Genomic DNA, 18,454 nt, shown 5'->3' on the forward strand with positions numbered 1-18,454 from the left:
TGTACAGGAACGTGCCGGTGGCGGCCTGGGCGCTCGTAGGTACCGCGATGGTCAGCAGCGCGGCGGCGCCGGCAGCGGCTACGACGGCCGGGATGCGTCTTCCCATGGCCGTCGGTGGTGGTGGAGAGAACCGACAGCTACGAAACCCCCTAGCACGCTGTTGCGATGGCTGTCGCTGCGGCCATGCGCCGGACTGCTTCAGCGAGCAGTTCAGGTGAGGTGGCCAGGTTCAGTCGGGCATGTCCCGCACCACCGGTTCCGAAGGAGGGACCGGAGTTGAGGGCGACTTTGCCGTGTCCGAGGAAGACGGCCGCGGGGTCGTCTCCCAAGCCCAGGTTCCGGCAGTCCAGCCAGGCGAGATACGTGCCTTCGCCGGGCTGGTAGCGGATGCCGGGCAGGTGCTCGGTGAGGAGATCGGCGAGAAGCCGGCGGTTGGCGTCCAGACCGTCCAGCAGGTCGTCAAGCCAGGATGTGCCGTCGCGCAGAGCGGCGGTGTGGGCGATGACGCCGAGGTGGCTGGGGCTCTCCTGCACCCATGCGGGGATCCGGGCGAGGTCGTCGGCCGCGGCGGGGCCGGCGAGGGCGACGGCGGCCTTGAGACCGGCCAGATTCCATGCCTTCGACGCCGACATCAGCGCCATGCCGTTCTCCGCACCGGGAACGCTCAGGTAGGGCACGAACACGGCCCCCGGCATCACGAGCGGGGCATGGATCTCGTCGGAGACGACGCGGATGCCGTGACGGGCGGCCAGGGCGGCGACGGTGGCCAGTTCGTTGGCGGTGTGCACGGTCCCGGTGGGATTGTGCGGACTGCACAGCAGATACACGGGCCGCGGGCCGTGCTGAGCGGCCCGCTCGAACGCCTCCTCCAGGGCGGCGAAGTCGAGGCGCTGGTCAGCACCCAGCGGAGCCTCTTCGATACGCCGACCGGTGTGCTCCACGAAGTGGTAGAAGGGCGCGTAGACGGGGCAGCTGATCACCACGGCGTCAGCCGGGCAGGAGATCACGTCGAGGATTTCGACGATGCCGCGCATCACGTCCGGCACCATCGCCGTGCGCTCCACGCTGATGCCCTCCCAATCCCACCGCTTACGGGCGAACTCCGCCAGCGCCTCCGCGTACGCGGTGCCGGCCGGGTAGCCGGTGTCGCCCCGGGTGACCGCGTCCGTGATGGCCCGGACCACCGACTCTGCCAGCAGGACGTCCATCTCAGCCACGAACAGCGGCAACACATCGCGGGGGAACGCGTGCCACTTCTCGCTCGTGCGGAGCTGGAGCTGGTCGAGAGAGAGATGACACAGGGGGTTCGCTGCGCGGGATGTCCCACCGTTCATACTGCTCATGATGCAAAGGGTAGGTGGGATTCCCCACCCGATGTTTGCGTCTTCGACCCAAAGCCGGGTAGGCATGCGAAGATTCGACGTATGGACGAGATTGACCGCGAAATTCTTGCACAGCTTCAGCGGGACGGCAGGCAGACGATCACGGAACTGGCCGAAAGGGTCCGGGTCAGCGTGTCCCGCTGCCAGCGCCGGCTGCGGGAACTCGAACGCTCTGGCGTGATCAGCGGCTACCACGCCGCCCTGAACGGCGCCGCCGTCGGGCTGGGCTTCGAGGTCCTGGTCTTCGTCCACCTCCGCCACGGCGACCGCGAGCACCTCGCGGCCTTTGACGAAGGGCTCGCAGCCATCCCCCAGGTGATCCAGGCGGAGCGGCTTTTCGGCACCCCCGACTATCTACTGCGGGTAGTGACCGCAGACCTCGACGCCTACCAGCGACTCTTCGAGGAGAAGCTGGCCACGCTGCCCAACGTGAACCAGCTCATGTCGACGATCGTCATGAAACGGGTCGTCGCCCCCCGGCCAATGCCCATCGGCATCGGACCGGAGTCCAAGATGATCTAAACGAAACGGCCAAGACTACAAGTTGGTCCGCCAGTAACTGATCGTTTCAGAATGAGGTTCGGAGTCGTCTCAAGCAGATGATGCTGCAAGCGAGTTGAAGCAGGCCGAGGTGAAGGTCGGCACGTATCTCGCAGCGGATCCGGAGGCGCTTGAACTGGTGGAGCCAGGCGAAGGTTCGCTCGACGACCCAGCGGGTCCTGCCCAGACCGGAGCCATGGGATGTGCCCTTGCGGGCATTCTTCGGTGTGATGCCGCGGACCCGCAGGAGGCGGCGGTACTTGTCGTAGTCGTAGTCATAGCTGCGATCGCGAACAGCCGGCCCGGCCGGTGCCTCGGGCGCCCGCGGATGCGCGGTATCGCGTCCAGCAATGGCATCAGCTGAGTGACGTCGTGGCGGTTTCCGCTGGTCAGCGAGATAGCCAAGGGGGTTCCGTGGCGGTCGGTGATCAGGTGGTGCTTGCTGCCCGGACGTGCCCGGTCGACCGGCGAAGGTCCGGTGTGCCCCCCCTTTGAGGGCCGTGACACGGGAGGCGTCGATGGCCGCGTCGGCCATATCCAGCAGGCCCGCGGCCCTCAGCTCGGCCAGCAGCACTTCGTGCAGCTGCGGCCAGACACCTGCCTCGGTCCAGTCCCGCAGACGCCTCCAGGCCGTCACACCGCTGCAGCCAACCTGTTCAGCCGGAACGTCCCGCCAGCTCACGCTCTTGCACAGCACATAAACGATGCCCCGCAGCGCGGCCCGGTCATCCGCCGGCAACCGCCCGGGATACCGGTGCCGCCGAGACGGACGAGCAGGCAACAGCGGGGCCACACGTTCCCACAGGTCATCAGGCACAAGATCAGCAGACACCCAACAGATCCTGCCGACAGAACACCCAACCGCCAAGCCTCACAACGAACTTCATTCTGAAACGATCAGTTAGAACCAGACGGGCAGTGTCTCACTGACGGCCGAGAACCGTTACTCGTTCGTAACTTTAGAGCCGACGTACGGCCAGTCCGGCGGCGCTGTGAGGGGAAGCGGGTTGGTCACGAGGACCGGCAGACTGCGGTTGACCTGTTGGTGTCGGCATCTGGCCAGGCTTCGGCGATTGTGTCGGGGGCTGCGTTGCCGAGCAATTCGCATGCGAGGCGGCGCTGAGCTTGCACACTGACGGGCACCGAGAAGCGCTCGTCGAAATTAGAAAGAATGTGCAGTATCCCCTGGCCTGCCCACTCGGCTGTCGGTACGAGGAGCGGCATGCGTACTTCGCCCAACTCCTGTCCGCTGTCGGCACGGGCGAGCCGTAGGGTGTAGTCCCGCCCGGCGGAGATGACGAGGTTGCCGTTTACCCGCAGGAGTAGGGGCAAGCTCTCGTGTCCGTGCATCGGATACTCGGTCCAGGTTCCGGTCTGGGCGTTCCGCGTGTACCGGAATACCTGGCCTGTGATGCTCGCCGTGAACAGGCTCTGCCCGCGGCCCGGGGTCAGCAACAGAGCCGGGCGGGTCGAGATCTGCTCGGATGAGGCGTGAACCCGGCCTCTCGCGTCGATGGTGTGGGCTTCCTGCCCTCGGTTGGTATTGGTCAGAAGCAGGGTGCCGTCGTCGGACAAGACCGTGCCTCCCAGAGAGGTGCGCACGGAGGTGCGTGAGACTTCCTTGGGTGCGGCGCCATCGGAGAGCTTGTAGGTGATCACTGAACGTCCCCAGAAGGCGAAGAGGAGATTCCGTTCGTCGTCGAAGGCCGCTCCGATGGGAGTCAGGATTTCGTTGCGGGTCTGGGATGACGCGTTTGCCGGGGCCGAGGGTCTGGGCAGGGGGAGAGGCTTGCCGAAACCGTTCTTGGCGATGTTCGTGAGCAGGATGCCTTTTGTGCTCGTCGGTGTGGCCACGAGATTGTGCTTCTGGCTGAAGGCTGTGGGCTGTCCGCCGGTGTTGCGTACCCGGTCTCCGAGAGCGCGATATGCGAGGACCTTGCCAGTCCGTGAGTCGGTCAATGTCAGTTGCCCTGGTCCCCATATCCCACCGCCAACGACCAGTAGTCGGTCACAGTGATCAAGCGGGTAGACGGCGAGGGCGGACCACAGCCTTTGGTCGGTGGTGCCCGTCGACTTCGGACCCCGGTAGATCCGGATGTCGCCCTCCGACGTTGGAACGGCAACGGCGTCTCCGTCGCTGCTGGCTGCGGCGATGTTTCCGGGGTGGCTGTTGGCCGCGTAGGCGGTGCCGCCGCCCAGAGCATTGCTCTCCTCGTCTAGCGAGGCCAGGGCATCGACACTGATCTCCTTGACGCCGTTGGCGAGGGCGACAAGCACGGAGTCTGTGTGGGGCCGGTACACCGCTCCGGGGTCTAGTACCAGTTGTACGGGCTTCCTGAGCTCTGTGAGGGTGGGAGACAGGAAGTAGAGCTTGCTTCGGTCGACCGCGACAATGCGGCCCTTGCTGACACACATGACGGACGAGCCGGCCGACACCAGTTTCGCCACGTGAGTGGGAGAGCTGCGGGCGTTGGTGTTCCACATGGTGACGGTCTTATCCGCGCCGGTGGCGGCGAGGGTGCCTGCGGAGGAAAAACACATCGAACGCACAGGAGATGCACGTCGTCTCAGGACGAGAGGCTTCTCCCCTGGGCGTTCTGCTTTCCGCCAGAGCAGCACTTCGCCGTCTGTGGTTCCCGCAGCCAGGGACTGAGCTTCGGAGTCGAAGGCGAGAGAGACGGCGGACTCGGCCCCGTCCAGGGTTCGCGTGGCCTTGCCGGTCGAGGCGTCCCACATCTGTAGCCCGGCTTCACTGGAGACGGCCAGCAGGTGTCCCCTTGGCGCAAAGACCATGGCGTCCACCGCGTCAGGTGGGTGAGCGGGGGTGACTTCTTCGACCCTTTGGATGTCCCACAGGTGCAGGTTCCGGTCGGCGCCGACAGCGGCAAGGTAGCGGCCGTCGGCGCTGAGCGCCAGTTGCCGCAGATGGGGCAGGCGGGTCGGAACAATGCGGCTGAGGTCTGTCTCGCTTCTGCTGGCGGCCAGCAGAGCTTGCTGGACGCGCGGATTGCCGGGGTCCAGGACCGAGGCGGCGAGCGCTCGCCTCAGCGCGTCGGCGGGGCTGTCCGGCCCGGTCTGGAGGGCGGCTGAGGCCAGGTCGTCCGCTGCCTGATGGTTCTTGTTGTCCTGGCTGGACTGCAGCCAGTTCCAGCCGAAGCCTGCGGCGGAGGTCAGTATGAGGGCGGTCAGAAGTGAGACGACCGCTGTGCGTCTGCCTTTGGGCCGACGGGTCGCTTTCCAGGCATCGGCCACACTGCGGCAAGACCGAATCATTCGGTGGCCGGCCGAGAACGGGGACGCCGGGCGGTGGCCGGTTGCTACCACCAGCGGTGTGCCGGTGGGCAGGCCGAGTTGTCCCGGTGGCGATGGTGCGGGAACGAGTAGCCCGTTGGGCGCCAGCCTGGCGTGCACGACGGCAGTGGGGTCCTGGCGGCTCGCCCGGCGGGGCCGGGGCAGGAACATCCAGGTCAGGCCGACTGCGGCGGCGGCGCCGGCGTCGATGGGCAGGCAGTCGCTGATCAGCTGGCCGTTGCGGCCGAGCAGTTGCCATCGCAGGCCGGTTCCGCGGGGGAAGCCTTCACGAGCCCGGGCCCAGCTGAAGGCGCGAGCAATCTGAGCCGTGGTGCGTGACGCGTCGGGCAGGAGGGTGGCGAAGAACGCCTCGGGCAGGACCCCCTCTGCGCTGTCTTCGACGGCGGTGAGGTACAGCCGGATGACGTGTCCGTCTGCCGCATCGGCGATGACGGGGACCGTGCACGAACGGGTAGCCTCTGGCGGGTCCGACATGAGGACCTGGACCAGGTCGTCCACTTGGTCCCATGGCAGGTGAGGGTTGGCGCTGGACAGCGAGTCGGTGACTGTCGGCCCAGCATCGTCCGGCAGGGCCGCCCATGAGCCACCGCTCTCCTCGGGCCAGACCAAGTCTTCTGGTCGGCCGGAACCGGCCCAGGCGAGGGCTGCGAGTACACGGTGGTGCACCACCCGAAGCCCACGCTCGTGGGTGAGGCAGTGTGCGGCGCGAGCCGCGTGCAGGATCGCCTGCATGGCGGGCAGGGCGTGCGGAACGTATTCGGCGAGCAACCGGCGGACTTGCTCGAGCAGGCTCTCCTGTTCGGAGGGCTCGTCGAAGAGCCACGTACTGCCGGTCCGGGCGGCCTGCGCGCAGGCGTCGAACCACAGCCGGTCGTACCAAAGCGCCTCGGTGGACTGGAGGGCAGTGCTATCCCCAGCCAGGAGTTCCTTGAGGCGCTGTTCGTGATCACGTCCTGGGGCGTTCATGGGCACCTCTCGTCCGAAGCGGCGGTGCTGGCCAGGTGACTCACGCGCGACCTGACCGCGTCTTCCGTCAGGTGGACGACCTCCGTGTGCCCTGCGGTGGTCCCCAGCACGAGGTGGCGCCCGTCGGCCGTGAATGCGAGCGAGACGTATCCCGCGTGGGAGAACGGGGCGTCTCCTTCGCCGAGTACATCGGTGCCGGGCAGCTTCAGCAGCACCATTCCGGTGTGTGGGTCGGTCAGGAGTGCCTCCTCGTCCATACCGGCCGTTGCCAGGATGTGGGCGTCAGGGGAGAGCGCCATCGCGACCACATTCGCGGTGTGCTGCGCGGGAAGGTTCCGGACCGCAGTAAGGTCATCGGTGTACTGCGCGATGCTGCCGTCGGCGAACCCGACGTAGAAGCCTCCGGCTTGGTCCGGGACGGCGGAACCCCAGCCGTATCGCAGCTGTGTCGTTTTGACGGGGCGCTGGGCGCCGGAGACACTGATCAGCTTTGCGTCGCCGTCACGGTAGGTCGCCACCAGCCGGTTTCCTTGCCCGGTGAACGACAGCCAGGCCACGGACCCGGTGTGGCCAAGGGTGCCCAGCAGTTTTCCGGTAGCGGGATTCCACTGGTACACGGTGCCTCGATCGCCGCCGGCTGCCAGGCGGTCGCCTTCCGCAGCGAAGGCGGTCCGGTACAGGCTGGTGCGGCTGGGCGCCTTCAGCGTGCGAAGCAGACGGCCCTCCGGGTAGCTGAACACGCTCACCGAGGCGTCGGTGTGGGAGATCGCAAGCATGTCGTGCCGAGGGGACAACACCATACTCATGGCGTATGCGCTGTCTCGGTGAGCCCGCAGGACAGTCGTCGTCGTGCCGCTTTCGGCTCGCACGCGGGTGAGCGTTCCCTCGAAGTCCAAGGCCAGGGCCGACGAGCGCTGCAGAGGGTCCGCCAGCACGGACACGACGGGGCGGTCGAATGCCGGCCGTTGGGGAGCCCGCCACACCGTGACTGCGGAGGAGGTGGTGACGATGCCCGCCTCGTTCGTCCCGGGGCGAAGGGCAAGGGCGGCCGTGAACACGAACCGGTCGCCGAAATAGGGGCTTTCAATCGGGCGCTGCCGCCTGAGGTCCCACGCCTGGACGGTATTCATGGGCGAGCCGCTGGTCGGTCCCAGCCCGTTGTTCCGTGCGACGAGGACCGTACGGCCGTCGCTGCCCAGAGCGAGGCCGCCGATCCCCCACGCGCCATCGCCCCTTTCCGGGGAGATCGTCGCGGTGTTCTCCAGGGTCCGTGTGTCCCAGACGTTCAAGGTCCCGTTGAGGTTTCCGGTCAGCATCAGATGCCGCCGCGGCTGCACGGCGATGGCGCCGACGCTGTTCCCGCGCAGCGGACCGCCTCCGGACTGGAGAGCGCGGGGCGGTGCCTGCCCGGTGAGGTCGAACGCCTGCAGAGCGGGGGTATCGCGCTGGGAGGGTGCGGAACCAACGACGAGGGTCTTGGCGGATGCGAATGCCAGAGAGGTGAGCAAGGATCCCTTCACCGGCATACGTTGCACTTCGGGCGTACCGACGGTGGCGACGGTGACGACCGGCTTGGTGCCCGCCCAGGCCAGACGGGTGCGGTCCGGGGACGTGGCGAGTGCGATCACGTCATCCTGCCCGTCGGCCACCAGCCGAACCGGTGAGGTTGGGGCGGTGGGATCCCAGAGCCGGACAGTGCCCCGTGAGGTGGCCATCGCCAGTAGCCCGCGGTCGCCGAGCGGGACGAGGTGGGTGACCTTGTCACCTTTCAGGGACGGCATGCGCGTGAGCAGCTTCTTGTCGCCGGCGTCGTACACGAGGACGCTGCCGCCTTCGGCCACGGCGAGCGACCGGCCGTCAGCCGTGTACGCGATGGCGCTCGCGGCCGTGTCGAGAGAGAGGACGTCGTGCAGCCTGGGGTCGGTGTAAGCGGCGGCCAGCAGGCGGGCTCGGGTGTCCTCGGCGTCAGGATGCAGTGTGCGCGCCTTGAGGGCATAGGACGCCGCGCACTGGGGAGCCGACCCCAGCGCTGCGTCGGTCCGGGCAAGCAGATCCGCTACCTCACGGTCGCGCTCTGCCTGAGTGTTCGCCTCCTGCTGCTGCCACGCCCACCCTCCCGTGCCCAGTCCCGTCAGCAGCGCCATCACTGCAGCGGCTAGTCTCCAGGAACGCCGCAGCCTGCTGTGACCGACCGCTTCGGGCACCGAAACAAGGGGGGCGAGATCCGGCTGGCTGCTGGTGCGCGCCCGCTCGGCCGTATCCCGGTCCGGCACAGCAATCCCCAGCCGCATCCGGGGCTGAGCCAGTGCGGTGACCTTGGTGCCGAGATGCGTGACCGGGCCCAGCAGCCCTGCCGGATCGACGGTGGCACTGAGCACGGCCTGGGGGTCGACCGGACGACGCGCACCCTTGTGAAGGATCAGCAGGAAGGACAGGGCGGTCGCCATCGCGGCCCCGAGGGAACCGCCTTCGACCCGAGAGACCGGCCTCCCGTCGCTATGGGTGAGCTGCCAGGTGAGCGATCCCGTGCGCGGATAGCGGGCCTGGCCGGCGGCCCACGAATGAGCAGCATCCACCGCTTCGTCGAAGGCACGGTCTGTTGACGGTGCGGGTGAGCGCGCCACCAGCGGCAGCCGCCCCTCGTCCGTGCTGCCCCCGTTCGCGCTGCCACGCTCGGCCCCCGAGGTTCGGGCGTGATACGTCACCAGCAGAACGCAGCGTTCCGCTGTCGCTCTTGGCCCATCGGCCACGACCACCGTCAACTTCACCTTCCGGCGCCTGCGCAGACGGGGCGGCGACCATGACCGTCCCGCCCACAGGACACGCTGCACCGCGCCCCACTCCCTGGACACAGCCGGTCTCCTCACCATGTGGAATGTCCGCCGCGGACTGCCTTGTCCAGTGCCTGTGCTGTCCGGGAGTCGCTGGCACGCGTCAGGGAACGCTTTGCCACGTCTGGATCGATGGAGTGGGTCAGGAACGGACTCACATACCAGTCCAGGCCGTCCGTGGCCGGCCCCATGTTCAGCGCGCCGCTCCCGCGGCCGCCGCCGCGCGGTACGAGCGGAACGGCGTACAACTTGTGGACGGCATCCAGGGCGGCTGCGGGCCGAGCAAGGAACGTCGCCCACCCCTTCGAGGAGGAGGCGTGCGCCTCGACCCGCAGAGTGGGAGCCCCGGTCGAGCGGTCGTCGTACTCCTGAAGGTCGAACGTGATTCCGCCCACCTGCACACGCTGCTGCAGGCGGCTGCGCTCAGCGGTATGGGCGGCCAGTACGACATCGCGGTCCGGAACCCGCACCAGCGGGATGTGCCTGACCTTCTGAGTCGGGGCGAGAGAAAACCCCTGCCGCCGGGAGGCGCGGGCCTTGTCCGACGGACGCCCACCACCGGGAGCCAGGGGAAACACCGCTTGCCCGTCCGTGTCGGTCACGGCGATAACCGTCTCGCCATCCGACGTGCCGTAGGCGATCGCCACATCCCCGACAGAACGCCGCACACCGCCTTGCTCACGCCGGACGGTGACCACAGCCTCCACAGCACCGGGCCCCGTGCCGAGGACGTCCATGGCTACCGTCACGGGGCCCGCCCGCCTCACGCTGTCCGACAGCTTCCTGCCGTCCGGCAGCGCGCGCAGAGCCTCGTCCAGGTACTCGGCGATGGGCCGGGCCCTTAGGTGTTCCGCCGGAACGGATCCCGACGACGGAATCCACTCCGGCGGCAGACCGGGGGGAGCAAGAGGGCTGCGGCCGTCGTACGTCGCGAGGAACTGATCGGGATCGGCGGAGACCAGCCAGCCGCGCGCCTGCCTCAAAGCGTCTGCCGTGCGTTGATGGACCATCCCTCTGCTGTCGTCGAAGGCACTGAGATCCTCAAGTACGGACACCAGCAACCGCAGCCCCTGGGTGAACCGCGGCAGGCCCAGATCGGGATCCGCGGCTTTGAGCAGCAACGCCCGAACCTGACCGGAGAGCGGATCATGCTGTGCGGTCAGTGCAGCGGCGTGGATCACGAGCGCGTCGGGAACGTCGGCGAACCGCTCGGCCAGCGCGGACGTCCACGCCGACAGATCGGGGTCGGCAGATGCTCGGTGAGTCAGCAGGAAATAGCCCAGAAGGCACGCCGGTGCGGCATCCCTCCTACCCATCAGCTTTTCCCGGCTCCTGAGCCGGTCGGCGATCTGCGCGGCCCGCACGGGCCGGTGCGCCGCCAGATACGCCAACAGCGCATCGGCATCCCGGTCCGCCAGCCGCACGCGGGCCACGACTTCCCCGGCGTTCCCAGTTCCTTCGTCGATCGCTTCCAGCAGGACCCGCAGACGGGCGCGCGTCATCGTCGGCAGCGCCACATAGCACGTCGATGACGACGCTGCGTCGTCCTGCCCGTCGGGCGCGGGCCCGGTGAGCCGCAGATACGTAGGCGAGCCCCCGGTGCGTACGTCTTTCAGCTCAGTACCTGGTGCGAGAACAGGCCGAGGTTGGATCAACGTGCGCGGCTGTGCCCCCTGACGAGCCCGGACGACGGCGACCTGCCACCCGCCTGCGGGCCGCTGGAACCGTGTCTCCCAGCGGTCGAGAGCCTGCAAGAGCCAGTCGATGAATCCGGCACTGTAAGCTGCCGCTTCGCCCGGCCAAAGCACCGGTACCCGGGACAAGCCCGAGACTTCATCAGGGCTGCGTGAGCTGGGATCCGGCATCGGTTCCAGGCGTACGTCCACCGCGGTGCGATCCACCACCTCACACGTCGCTTCGAGCAGCGGTCCGTAGGGCGGTGTGCCGCGGATGACATAGGACCCCGGCGCCAGCGGCAGGGAAGTGCGCTGTCCCACCACAGCCACGCCGGTCCACGTCGCCCCGCGGGGCCCGCCGCTTGCCTCCACAGCTACGGGAGTGCCCGGCTCCCCGGCATCAGGCGGCAGGACCAGGCGCACCTTCGTCACCGCGCCTCCCCCGAGTCGGCCCACAACGTGCGGGAGGGAGGACGGATCTCCACCGATCGGGAGGGCGGCTGCATGAAGGACCCCCCGTGCCGGTACGTCACCTCCAGCTCATGCTGTCCCGCGGTGGCCTGCGTATGCCAACTGCTCTGCAGCAGCTGCCATGCGTCTGGCTCAGGAGCGGCCGGGTCGTGCGGCTTCAGCGACGGATTCACTTGCCCCGCTGCGTCCTCGGGGCGGCAGCGGACCACGACGGACACACGCGGCGGCCCCGCCAGCAGATGCCACGGCTTGATGCCCTGGACCCGGGCGTCCGGCACCTGGCTTGCTACACAGAGTCCGGACACCGCCTCGACCACCCGAGTGAACAGCACATGCCAGCGTTCCGACTCGTCGTCGTAGACCGCCGCCTGCCCTCGCAGTGCTTCCAGGAGCGCCGCTGTGAAGAAGGTCGGCCCACGCCCCTGTGCCGGCGCCCACGCCCTTGCACCCCCAGCAGCAGCCTGGAGCACGCCCACTTCCTCACGCCGGTCCGCGGCCGTGGGGGAGAATGTCAGCGGCTGGACCCCCGACGGAAGGTCGATGAGACTCCACGAGCGCGGCGTGGTGCGGCAGGCGTCCACCAGGAAGTACTGGTGCCTGGCCTGGCACCCCCGCATTGCCTTGACCAGGTGCGTCAGATCCAACGCGGCCTCCAGGGGAGCCTCTTCGACGTCGGCGCCATAGTCCTCCATCAGCAGGTACGAACTGCCGAACTCCAGGCCGTGGCCGCAGAAGAAGAACAGGGCGACGTTGCCGGGGTGGGTGTCGCAGCGTCGCTTCCACTGCCGTACGGCAGTCGTGACCCCGCCGGTCGACGGCATGTCGACATCCCGGTGGTGCGCGGGGTCGCTGTTGGGGGCATAGGAGACAAGGAGGTCGATGCTGCCCAGTTCGGCCCCAGGGTGCCGGAGCTCGGTCTCGATCCAGTCACCGAACGCGGCTGCCGACAAGGGCGGCGACAGCAGCTGACCCAGACGGAGAAGAGCAGGGCTGACCTCCTCCTGTCCGCCTGGCAGATAGCGGTATCCGCCCACCCCTATGACCAGGGCGTGCACCTGCGGCACCGAGGAGTCGATCCGGTCGACCACAAGGGTCATGCGATCTGCCCGGCCTGGGCGGCCAGCAGGGCGTGGAAACGCGGCTGCAGAAAGTAAGCGCTGTGCGCCTGAAGACGGCCTGTGCGGTACAGCAGATCCTCCACTCCGTCGAAGACCGGCTCGATCACGAACGCCAGTGGGTCGCTGTAGTCGGCCACGTTGAGCCACCGCTGAACCGTTTCCGGACGTGGGACCTTGAGCGCCGCCGGCCCGGGCAGGTCCCCTCGGCTCGACGAGAACAGCTTCAGTTCCTCGAAGAGACCCACCTGAGAGCCGACCGTCACCAGGAGAGCGACCTGGACATCTGCTGGGCTGAGCAGGCCACTCAGAACGTCGTACACGATGTTGCCGCCCATGCTGTGCGCGACGATCACCAGCGGGTCCCCCTGCTCCGCTTCGGCCTGAGCGGCTATCACGGCGTTCGCGACGCCTTCTGCAATGTCTCCCCAGTCCGATGCCGACCCGCCGTATGCGGATGCGCTGCTGTCGCCAGCATTGCGCAAGCCGGCCGGCGCAGTGTTCTGCCGGAGATAGGCGAAAATGTCGCCGAGGAACAGCGCCGCCTGCTTCCCCGCCCGGCTGCGAAACCCCTCGGCACCCGCACCGACCGTGCGGTTCACCACGGCCTGCCCCAAGTGCTGCCCCGCCGCACGCATAGCGTCCCACCAGCCCAGCGGGCCGCCGAGGCTCTCCCACCGCGTATCCTCCGCCAGGCCCCGGCCGCCGTCCGACGGCTGCTGATCGGCGGCATGTGACAACTCCAGCTCCTGATGGAGCCGTCCGATGAACTCCGCATCTGTGTGCACCGATTCCAGCCACTCGGGGTGGGGGTTCGCTGCTGCGTAGGCGACCGCCACGCGGGACATCTCGGCCAGTTCCTCCGAGTCCTCGGGGTGCTCCAGTGCCGTTGCCGCCCACAGTAGGTCGACCGCCTCGCCCAGACCGAGCCGCGCCGTCGCCAGCACCGGGGGCAGCTGGGTTCCGGGAGGGACGAAGGCGGCCCCCAGGTCCGCCAGGACATCCTCGTGGTCCTCCGCGCCGAGGTGCTCCATGTCCGTGTAGCCGCGCGCGGGGATGCTCGCGCCACCCCAGGCGAGCGAGGACGCGATTCCGCCCCAGTAGGGGTTGTGAATGGTGATCTGCCGTCCGTCCGCCCGTACGTGGGACGACAGAAGGTGGCGGCGGAACAAGTCGTCCCGAGCGCGGGTCAGCTGCGCATGACGGCCGTTGATGCGGTTGCCGACTCCATGGACGAACACCAGAGGCATGGACGCCAACCCCGTTTCTGGGCATCTAGATGACAATCACTCAGGAGGGGTGCATGCTAGCGACTGCGAGCAACAGTGGTGCAGTTAATCATGATTGTCGCCCTACCTCCTTCCTTGTTCTGGTATGCCCCGAAGGGTGGGGGCGCAGAGAGCAGCTTCCAGCCCTTGATCGCGGAGTGTCTGCAGATCTCCGGCGCCTCCACCGCCGCCGGTGCGGTGGCCGCCAGTCGACGTGCACCGGGGCCTCACACCAGCTGTGGACGAGGACGGCGGTGATCGGCGGCTACGTCACCTTCGCCAACGTGCGCAGCGGCAAGTGCCTGGAGGTCGCCGGGGCGTCGACCGCCAACGGCGCCGCCTTGGACCAGACAGCGTGCACCGCCGACGCGAACCAGCAGTGGATGGTCGTCTGACGCGCAGGGCAACCGCCGACCGGCGGGGACTCCAGGCGGGCCGTGCACCTCGGCCTGTGCGGAGTCCACATCCGCGCCCGGGGCCCGGCAGGCGCGCCGACCGGTCCATCGTCCTCGACCCACGGCCTCTGGCGTCGTTCCGATTGCGACGAGTGGAAGACGACCGTCCGGGCCGTGGGAGGACGCCCACGGCTCGTCTACCTTGCCAGCGTCCAAGGAGGTCCTCCAGCGGCGCCTCGCCGCACGCAACCAGCGTCGAGAGGCCAATGCCTTGACCGCCATTCCCGGAGCCTTGGACGACTTCTTCGCTCGGTTCGAACCGCCTACCGCCATGGAGACGCAGTCACTTACAACGGTGACGTAGAGGTCATCCGCTCCGTGGTGCGATGACGCCCTCGGCCGTCCCTCCGAGCAGGGGCGCCAGGTGCTCGGCCATCACGAGCAGGGTCCGGTCCGAATAGGCCGGTCCGACGAGCTGCACACCGATCGGGAGGCCGTCGGCGCCGTGCGCAATAGGCATTGCAAGGCTGGGCAGACCGACGTGGCCGCGACGGCAACCTGCTGCTGATCGTGTCCGGCTCCCCGGCCCTCGTCGACCGCCACCTCAACAAGGCCCTCGCCAAGGCCACGGCAAAGAGCTGACCTGCGTGCACGTCACGCTGCTGCCTCCGACCACCGCGGGTCGAGGGCAGCAGTGCGTTATGGGCTGAGCATCGACGACCCGACCGGCCACTTCACCCGAGAAGCAAGAAAGCCCGGCTCCCCCCAACTGGGAGGATGCCGGACTGCGATCGTCGAGAGCGGTACGCGGGACGTTAGATGGCCGGCGCGCGCAGGAGGCGCTCCTGGGTGGCCTCGGGCAGTACCCGCCGCAGGACCGGTGCGGTCGCGCTGAGGGAGGCGGCGAAGGCAGCGACGAGATCGTGCGGGACGCTGGCCGCGAACGAGGCCACCCACAGAAGCGGGGCGCCGAGCGCGGGCTCGGCCCACGCCTGCCATCCGGCCGGTCCCCTCTCGTCGTCCTCGGCGGACAGGGCCCGCGGGTCGGCGTCCTGGATGAGGGGCGGGACCTCGCCGAGGCTGATGTGCGAGGTGAACGTCGGGTCCGACGCCGCCGCCTGGGGTTGGTCAATGTCGCGGAACCATCCGTGGGCGGCAACAGCGTCAAGGACCAGCTCGGATCCGGCGAGCGGCACGGCAGGCTGGTCGCTTGCGTCGAGCGCGACGAGGAAGTCGACCACCGCCTCGCCGGGGACGTCACGGGTGAAGTAGGCCGACCATTGGGCGTCAATGGCCACTCGCTGGCCGATCGGCCACAGACCGGACACTGACCACGACGCAGTGACGGACGCGCTGACCGGTGGCCTGGCAACGGCGGAGGCGGCGGGGCGGGAGTCCTGGCGGCAGGGCACTGCGAGGAAGGCCGTTCCCGTGGTTAACAAGGCTGTCGCCGCAATGCAGGCTGAGGGCGAGAAGGTCAGCAGCCCGAGGCCGACAAAGTGTCTTGACTGCTCTACCCGGCCCTGGAAGCGCCACCTCGGCGAAGTCCAGTCGGCGGCGTAGGTGGTCCAGATGCGGCGGTTGGCGGCAACGCTGAGCGCCACCTCCATTGCTTAATTGGGTTTACGACTGTGCCTTGAGGCCCTGGGCGCGGGGTTCGGCCCACCCGACGTGCGCGGGGAACCGACGCCGCGACCTGCCAGATTCGACATAACGGCAAGAAGCGCGGACCACCCCCGCGCGAGCGGGGAGAGCGCTACAGTGCTTGGGGTGGCGACGCGAATAACTTGACGCATGCCTCACCACTGAATGAGCGGCGTCGGGTACATAGTTTGCTGCCAGCAAAAGAGCGGGATCACGCCCGGCACAGGCGTGACCCCGCGAGGCCGGGTGTATGAGGCCCGGCCAACTGGCCGCGTATGCGGTCAGCGAAGGGTGACCGGGGACCGGCTACAGGCCGTGGCGCCTCCTCCAGTCGCTGAACCAGTCGGCAATTGCTCGAACTGCCAGCGCTGACAGGAAGGCCGTTAAGACCTTTGCTGGTCCCTTCCCCTTGTTGCGAGACTCCCCGTCGTTCATGTGTGCCTCCAATGCATCGATGGGCGTGGCATGACCACGAACACATGTGCTGATGCTTGGAGTTGCACTCGTCGGACAGGCCGACATCGCAGAGATGACGATATGCCTCACGGTCGAGCCGGAGAGCCATCTTCCCGAAAAGTCCCTAATTGCACCCCTTCTCCTGTATGGGGTCATAAGAGCCCTTGGATTGCGCGCTCAGTGCGCTACAACGCGCATACAGCTCGCAATGAAGAAGCAAGGTCATCTTCCATGCCGTGAACCTTCACAAGCGGATGGGAAGCATCCGCCCTTGTGTCGAATGCCAGCGCCGAACGGCCGTATCGGCAGCCGAACTGACGCTCCCAAGGAAAAGAGGGTGGCGGCCACGGAGCCTGTAGGTGCAAACTGGCCCGTTTCCCATCGGAAGGAGAGGTAGATGGAAATCCGGCCGCTCGCGGCTTTGCGCACCGCGGATGACCTGTCGCTGGCGTTCAATCCCTACGGGCTTGGCGGCCGCATGGGGCCCGAAGACGCTGCGGAGTTCCAACAGCGGCAGATCGCCGACTGCGACCTGGCTGCAGGTGTCGCAACTGGCACACGCGACTCCTTCGAGCGGCTGCGCACCGTCTTCGCCTATGGCGTGCTGTGTTACGACGTGTACACCGTTGTCGGCGACCACGCCCTGCTCATCTACGAGCAGGCGTTGCGCGACCGCTTCATGGAGTGGTGCGCCGGCACCATTACCTTCCGCGTGTCCCAGGCCGCAGACGTCTCCTGCACCGTCACGTCGTACGACGACGTCAAGAAGCGCGCGGACAGTATGACGCGGCGACGCGCGAAGCTGGTTGTCGGCACCGACGCAATCGAGTTCAATGGGACGCTGCACGGGCTCCGCCGGTGGGCGCGGACGGCGGGGCTGCTCCGCGGGCGGCGCAGTCGGGCAGTCGAAGAGGCGCTTGCCAAGTTGCGTAACCACGTGGCCCATCCGTCGGGCCATCATGTCGACACCCCCGTCGGTGCTGCCCGTACGGTGCGGGATCTGGCGGAACTGATCAACCAGCTGTGGGGGCAGGCCACTCCCGACGGACGCTTGTACCCGGCCCCTCTGCATCGAGAGATCGCCGTGCTGAGCTGGAACACTTCCGGGCGGACGCGAATGGAGCCCGCCGGTGCGCTCACCGCCCCCGACTCCTTGGACGATCAGGAGGACGACGAGTACCAGCACCTCGTGGTACGGGCCGTCCCCTTCATCCCGGGTAGTCGCTGGAATGACGAGCACTGGGCGGAGTTCGATACCCGTTACGAGACCACACGCTTCCCCACGGAATACCTGTGGGGGCCGGGCACCCGAGCGGAGGCCCGGGCGTGGCTGGACCACGAACGCCCGGGGGGGGACAGCGTCGACTTCACCGACCGGATCTTCCTCGTCCAGGACCACGAACGCCTGCTGCCGCCGATGCGACCGGCGGTAGCAGCCGGGCTGCCCGACGCCGAACGCATCGGGGTATGGCACGCCGTTCGGGCCGACTTCCCTGACGATGCCTTCGCACACGTCCGGGGCTCTGGAGATCGCAGCACCGGTCACGCCCGCCGCCCCGGTGACTGCCCTGCCTGCTCCGCAGAGATCCTTGGCTCTGGCACTCACGACGAAGCCCTTCGCGCCGCAGCAGCTGCTCTCGGACCGATCCAGGCGGTGCGACTGCCCTCCGTACGGCTCCCGTCATCGCTCTTGTGGCCCGACCGGCCGTGAGCAGAACGACGCGAGGGGTTCTATCGTGTCGATCAACATTCGGTGGCGCACGATCAAAGTGTGGTGCCACTGGGCACGAGGATGTGACTGGGTGCCCTGTCTGGCACAGATCGCCAAGTACTGCGCTCATCTCGGCGAGGCCAATCCCGGCGTGCGCTGTGCCCTACGTGTTCGGCGAGCGCCTCACCTCTGCCGGGGCACGCCTGCGGGCGCCCGGTCAGGAATCTGATGGCGGGGCACGGCCGTTGCGTCGGGGACCCACTCCTGTGGGATCTCAAGTGATCTCGGCTAGTGAGCTGGAGAGGGCGCCAGCTCCAACTCGGCCGTCGAGAAGCGGAGACACAGATTGCCGAACACGGTGTCGGGACGTGGCCCGACGTCGCCATGGTGATACTCCATAACAGCGCTTATCAGGTACTCGCGGGTCCGATGCCAGTCCATGAGTTCGTCTTTGGTCGCCAGGATGGCCCCACTCGGGAAGGCTCTCGGCGGTGTGCACGGAGGAGGTGAACTCGTCCAGGGCGGCGTACCACTCGGCAAGCTGTGCCTGCTGGCGCCACACCAGCTTGTCGACACCTGCAGCTCCGTCCTTAGAGGTCCTAACAGAAGTTGTTGATCAAGTGACCGTCGGCTTGTCTGCTCGTTGGTCGAGGCGTGGGGAAACGTCAGTCGCGGCCGTGGATCGTG

General features: G+C 67.8%; 12 protein-coding genes and 1 pseudogene. 4 read left to right on the top strand and 9 right to left on the bottom strand.

Going from position 1 to position 18,454, the window contains the following annotated elements; genetic code table 11:
- Positions 1–149: 149 nt before the first annotated feature.
- The gene (locus ACIQHQ_RS37175) at positions 150–1,343 is read right to left on the bottom strand and encodes a MalY/PatB family protein (RefSeq protein WP_402621197.1); all 1,194 of its coding nucleotides are present in this window, start codon (positions 1,341–1,343) and stop codon (positions 150–152) included.
- An 81-nt stretch (positions 1,344–1,424) separates the two neighbouring features.
- On the opposite strand from ACIQHQ_RS37175, the gene ACIQHQ_RS37180 reads away from it, so the two are divergent.
- A complete protein-coding gene (locus ACIQHQ_RS37180; RefSeq protein WP_402621200.1) occupies positions 1,425–1,904 on the top strand; it encodes an Lrp/AsnC family transcriptional regulator in 480 nt (159 codons plus the stop codon).
- Positions 1,905–1,950: 46 nt separating this feature from the next.
- Here ACIQHQ_RS37180 and ACIQHQ_RS37185 read toward each other — a convergent pair.
- The 6 genes and pseudogenes from ACIQHQ_RS37185 to ACIQHQ_RS37210 all read right to left on the bottom strand — a co-directional run bounded on the left by ACIQHQ_RS37185 (position 1,951) and on the right by ACIQHQ_RS37210 (position 13,543).
- Positions 1,951–2,754: pseudogene (locus ACIQHQ_RS37185) on the bottom strand (IS5 family transposase).
- A 179-nt stretch (positions 2,755–2,933) separates the two neighbouring features.
- Positions 2,934–6,200, bottom strand: coding sequence for a hypothetical protein (locus ACIQHQ_RS37190; protein ID WP_402621203.1), 3,267 nt, complete (start codon positions 6,198–6,200; stop codon positions 2,934–2,936).
- Positions 6,197–8,905 carry a WD40 repeat domain-containing protein gene (locus ACIQHQ_RS37195; protein WP_402621206.1) on the bottom strand — a complete coding sequence of 903 codons (2,709 nt, stop codon included), beginning with the start codon at positions 8,903–8,905 and terminating at the stop codon, positions 6,197–6,199. Before ACIQHQ_RS37195 ends, ACIQHQ_RS37190 begins: the two co-directional genes overlap by 4 nt.
- Positions 8,906–9,063: 158 nt before the next feature.
- The gene (locus tag ACIQHQ_RS37200; RefSeq protein ID WP_402621209.1) at positions 9,064–11,139 is read right to left on the bottom strand and encodes a hypothetical protein; all 2,076 of its coding nucleotides are present in this window, start codon (positions 11,137–11,139) and stop codon (positions 9,064–9,066) included.
- A complete protein-coding gene (locus ACIQHQ_RS37205) occupies positions 11,136–12,275 on the bottom strand; it encodes a caspase family protein (RefSeq protein WP_402621212.1) in 1,140 nt (379 codons plus the stop codon). Before ACIQHQ_RS37205 ends, ACIQHQ_RS37200 begins: the two co-directional genes overlap by 4 nt.
- Complete coding sequence (locus ACIQHQ_RS37210; protein WP_402621214.1) at positions 12,272–13,543, bottom strand: hypothetical protein; 1,272 nt, start codon at positions 13,541–13,543, stop codon at positions 12,272–12,274. Before ACIQHQ_RS37210 ends, ACIQHQ_RS37205 begins: the two co-directional genes overlap by 4 nt.
- A 176-nt stretch (positions 13,544–13,719) precedes the next feature.
- Between ACIQHQ_RS37210 and ACIQHQ_RS37215 the strand changes: the two genes are divergently transcribed.
- Entirely contained in the window at positions 13,720–13,956 is a 237-nt protein-coding gene (locus ACIQHQ_RS37215) for an RICIN domain-containing protein (protein WP_402621216.1), read from the top strand.
- 367 nt (positions 13,957–14,323) lie between these two features.
- Here ACIQHQ_RS37215 and ACIQHQ_RS37220 read toward each other — a convergent pair whose 3' ends face one another.
- On the bottom strand, positions 14,324–14,476 hold the full coding sequence (locus ACIQHQ_RS37220) for a hypothetical protein (protein WP_402621218.1): 153 nt from the start codon (positions 14,474–14,476) through the stop codon (positions 14,324–14,326).
- Between ACIQHQ_RS37220 and ACIQHQ_RS37225 the strand changes: the two genes are divergently transcribed.
- Positions 14,476–14,598 (top strand): hypothetical protein, encoded by a 123-nt coding sequence (locus ACIQHQ_RS37225; protein ID WP_402621227.1) that lies wholly within the window; start codon positions 14,476–14,478, stop codon positions 14,596–14,598. The two genes, ACIQHQ_RS37220 and ACIQHQ_RS37225, sit on opposite strands and share 1 nt — an antisense overlap.
- A gap of 173 nt (positions 14,599–14,771) precedes the next feature.
- Here the strand turns inward: ACIQHQ_RS37225 and ACIQHQ_RS37230 are convergent, their stop codons facing one another.
- Entirely contained in the window at positions 14,772–15,566 is a 795-nt protein-coding gene (locus ACIQHQ_RS37230) for a DUF317 domain-containing protein (protein WP_402621221.1), read from the bottom strand.
- 887 nt (positions 15,567–16,453) lie between these two features.
- Between ACIQHQ_RS37230 and ACIQHQ_RS37235 the strand changes: the two genes are divergently transcribed.
- Positions 16,454–17,767, top strand: coding sequence for a hypothetical protein (locus ACIQHQ_RS37235; protein ID WP_402621224.1), 1,314 nt, complete (start codon positions 16,454–16,456; stop codon positions 17,765–17,767).
- Positions 17,768–18,454: the final 687 nt, after the last annotated feature.

It is taken from the genome of Streptomyces sp. NPDC092370, assembly GCF_044755265.1.
In the GTDB taxonomy this organism is placed as follows: domain Bacteria; phylum Actinomycetota; class Actinomycetes; order Streptomycetales; family Streptomycetaceae; genus Streptomyces.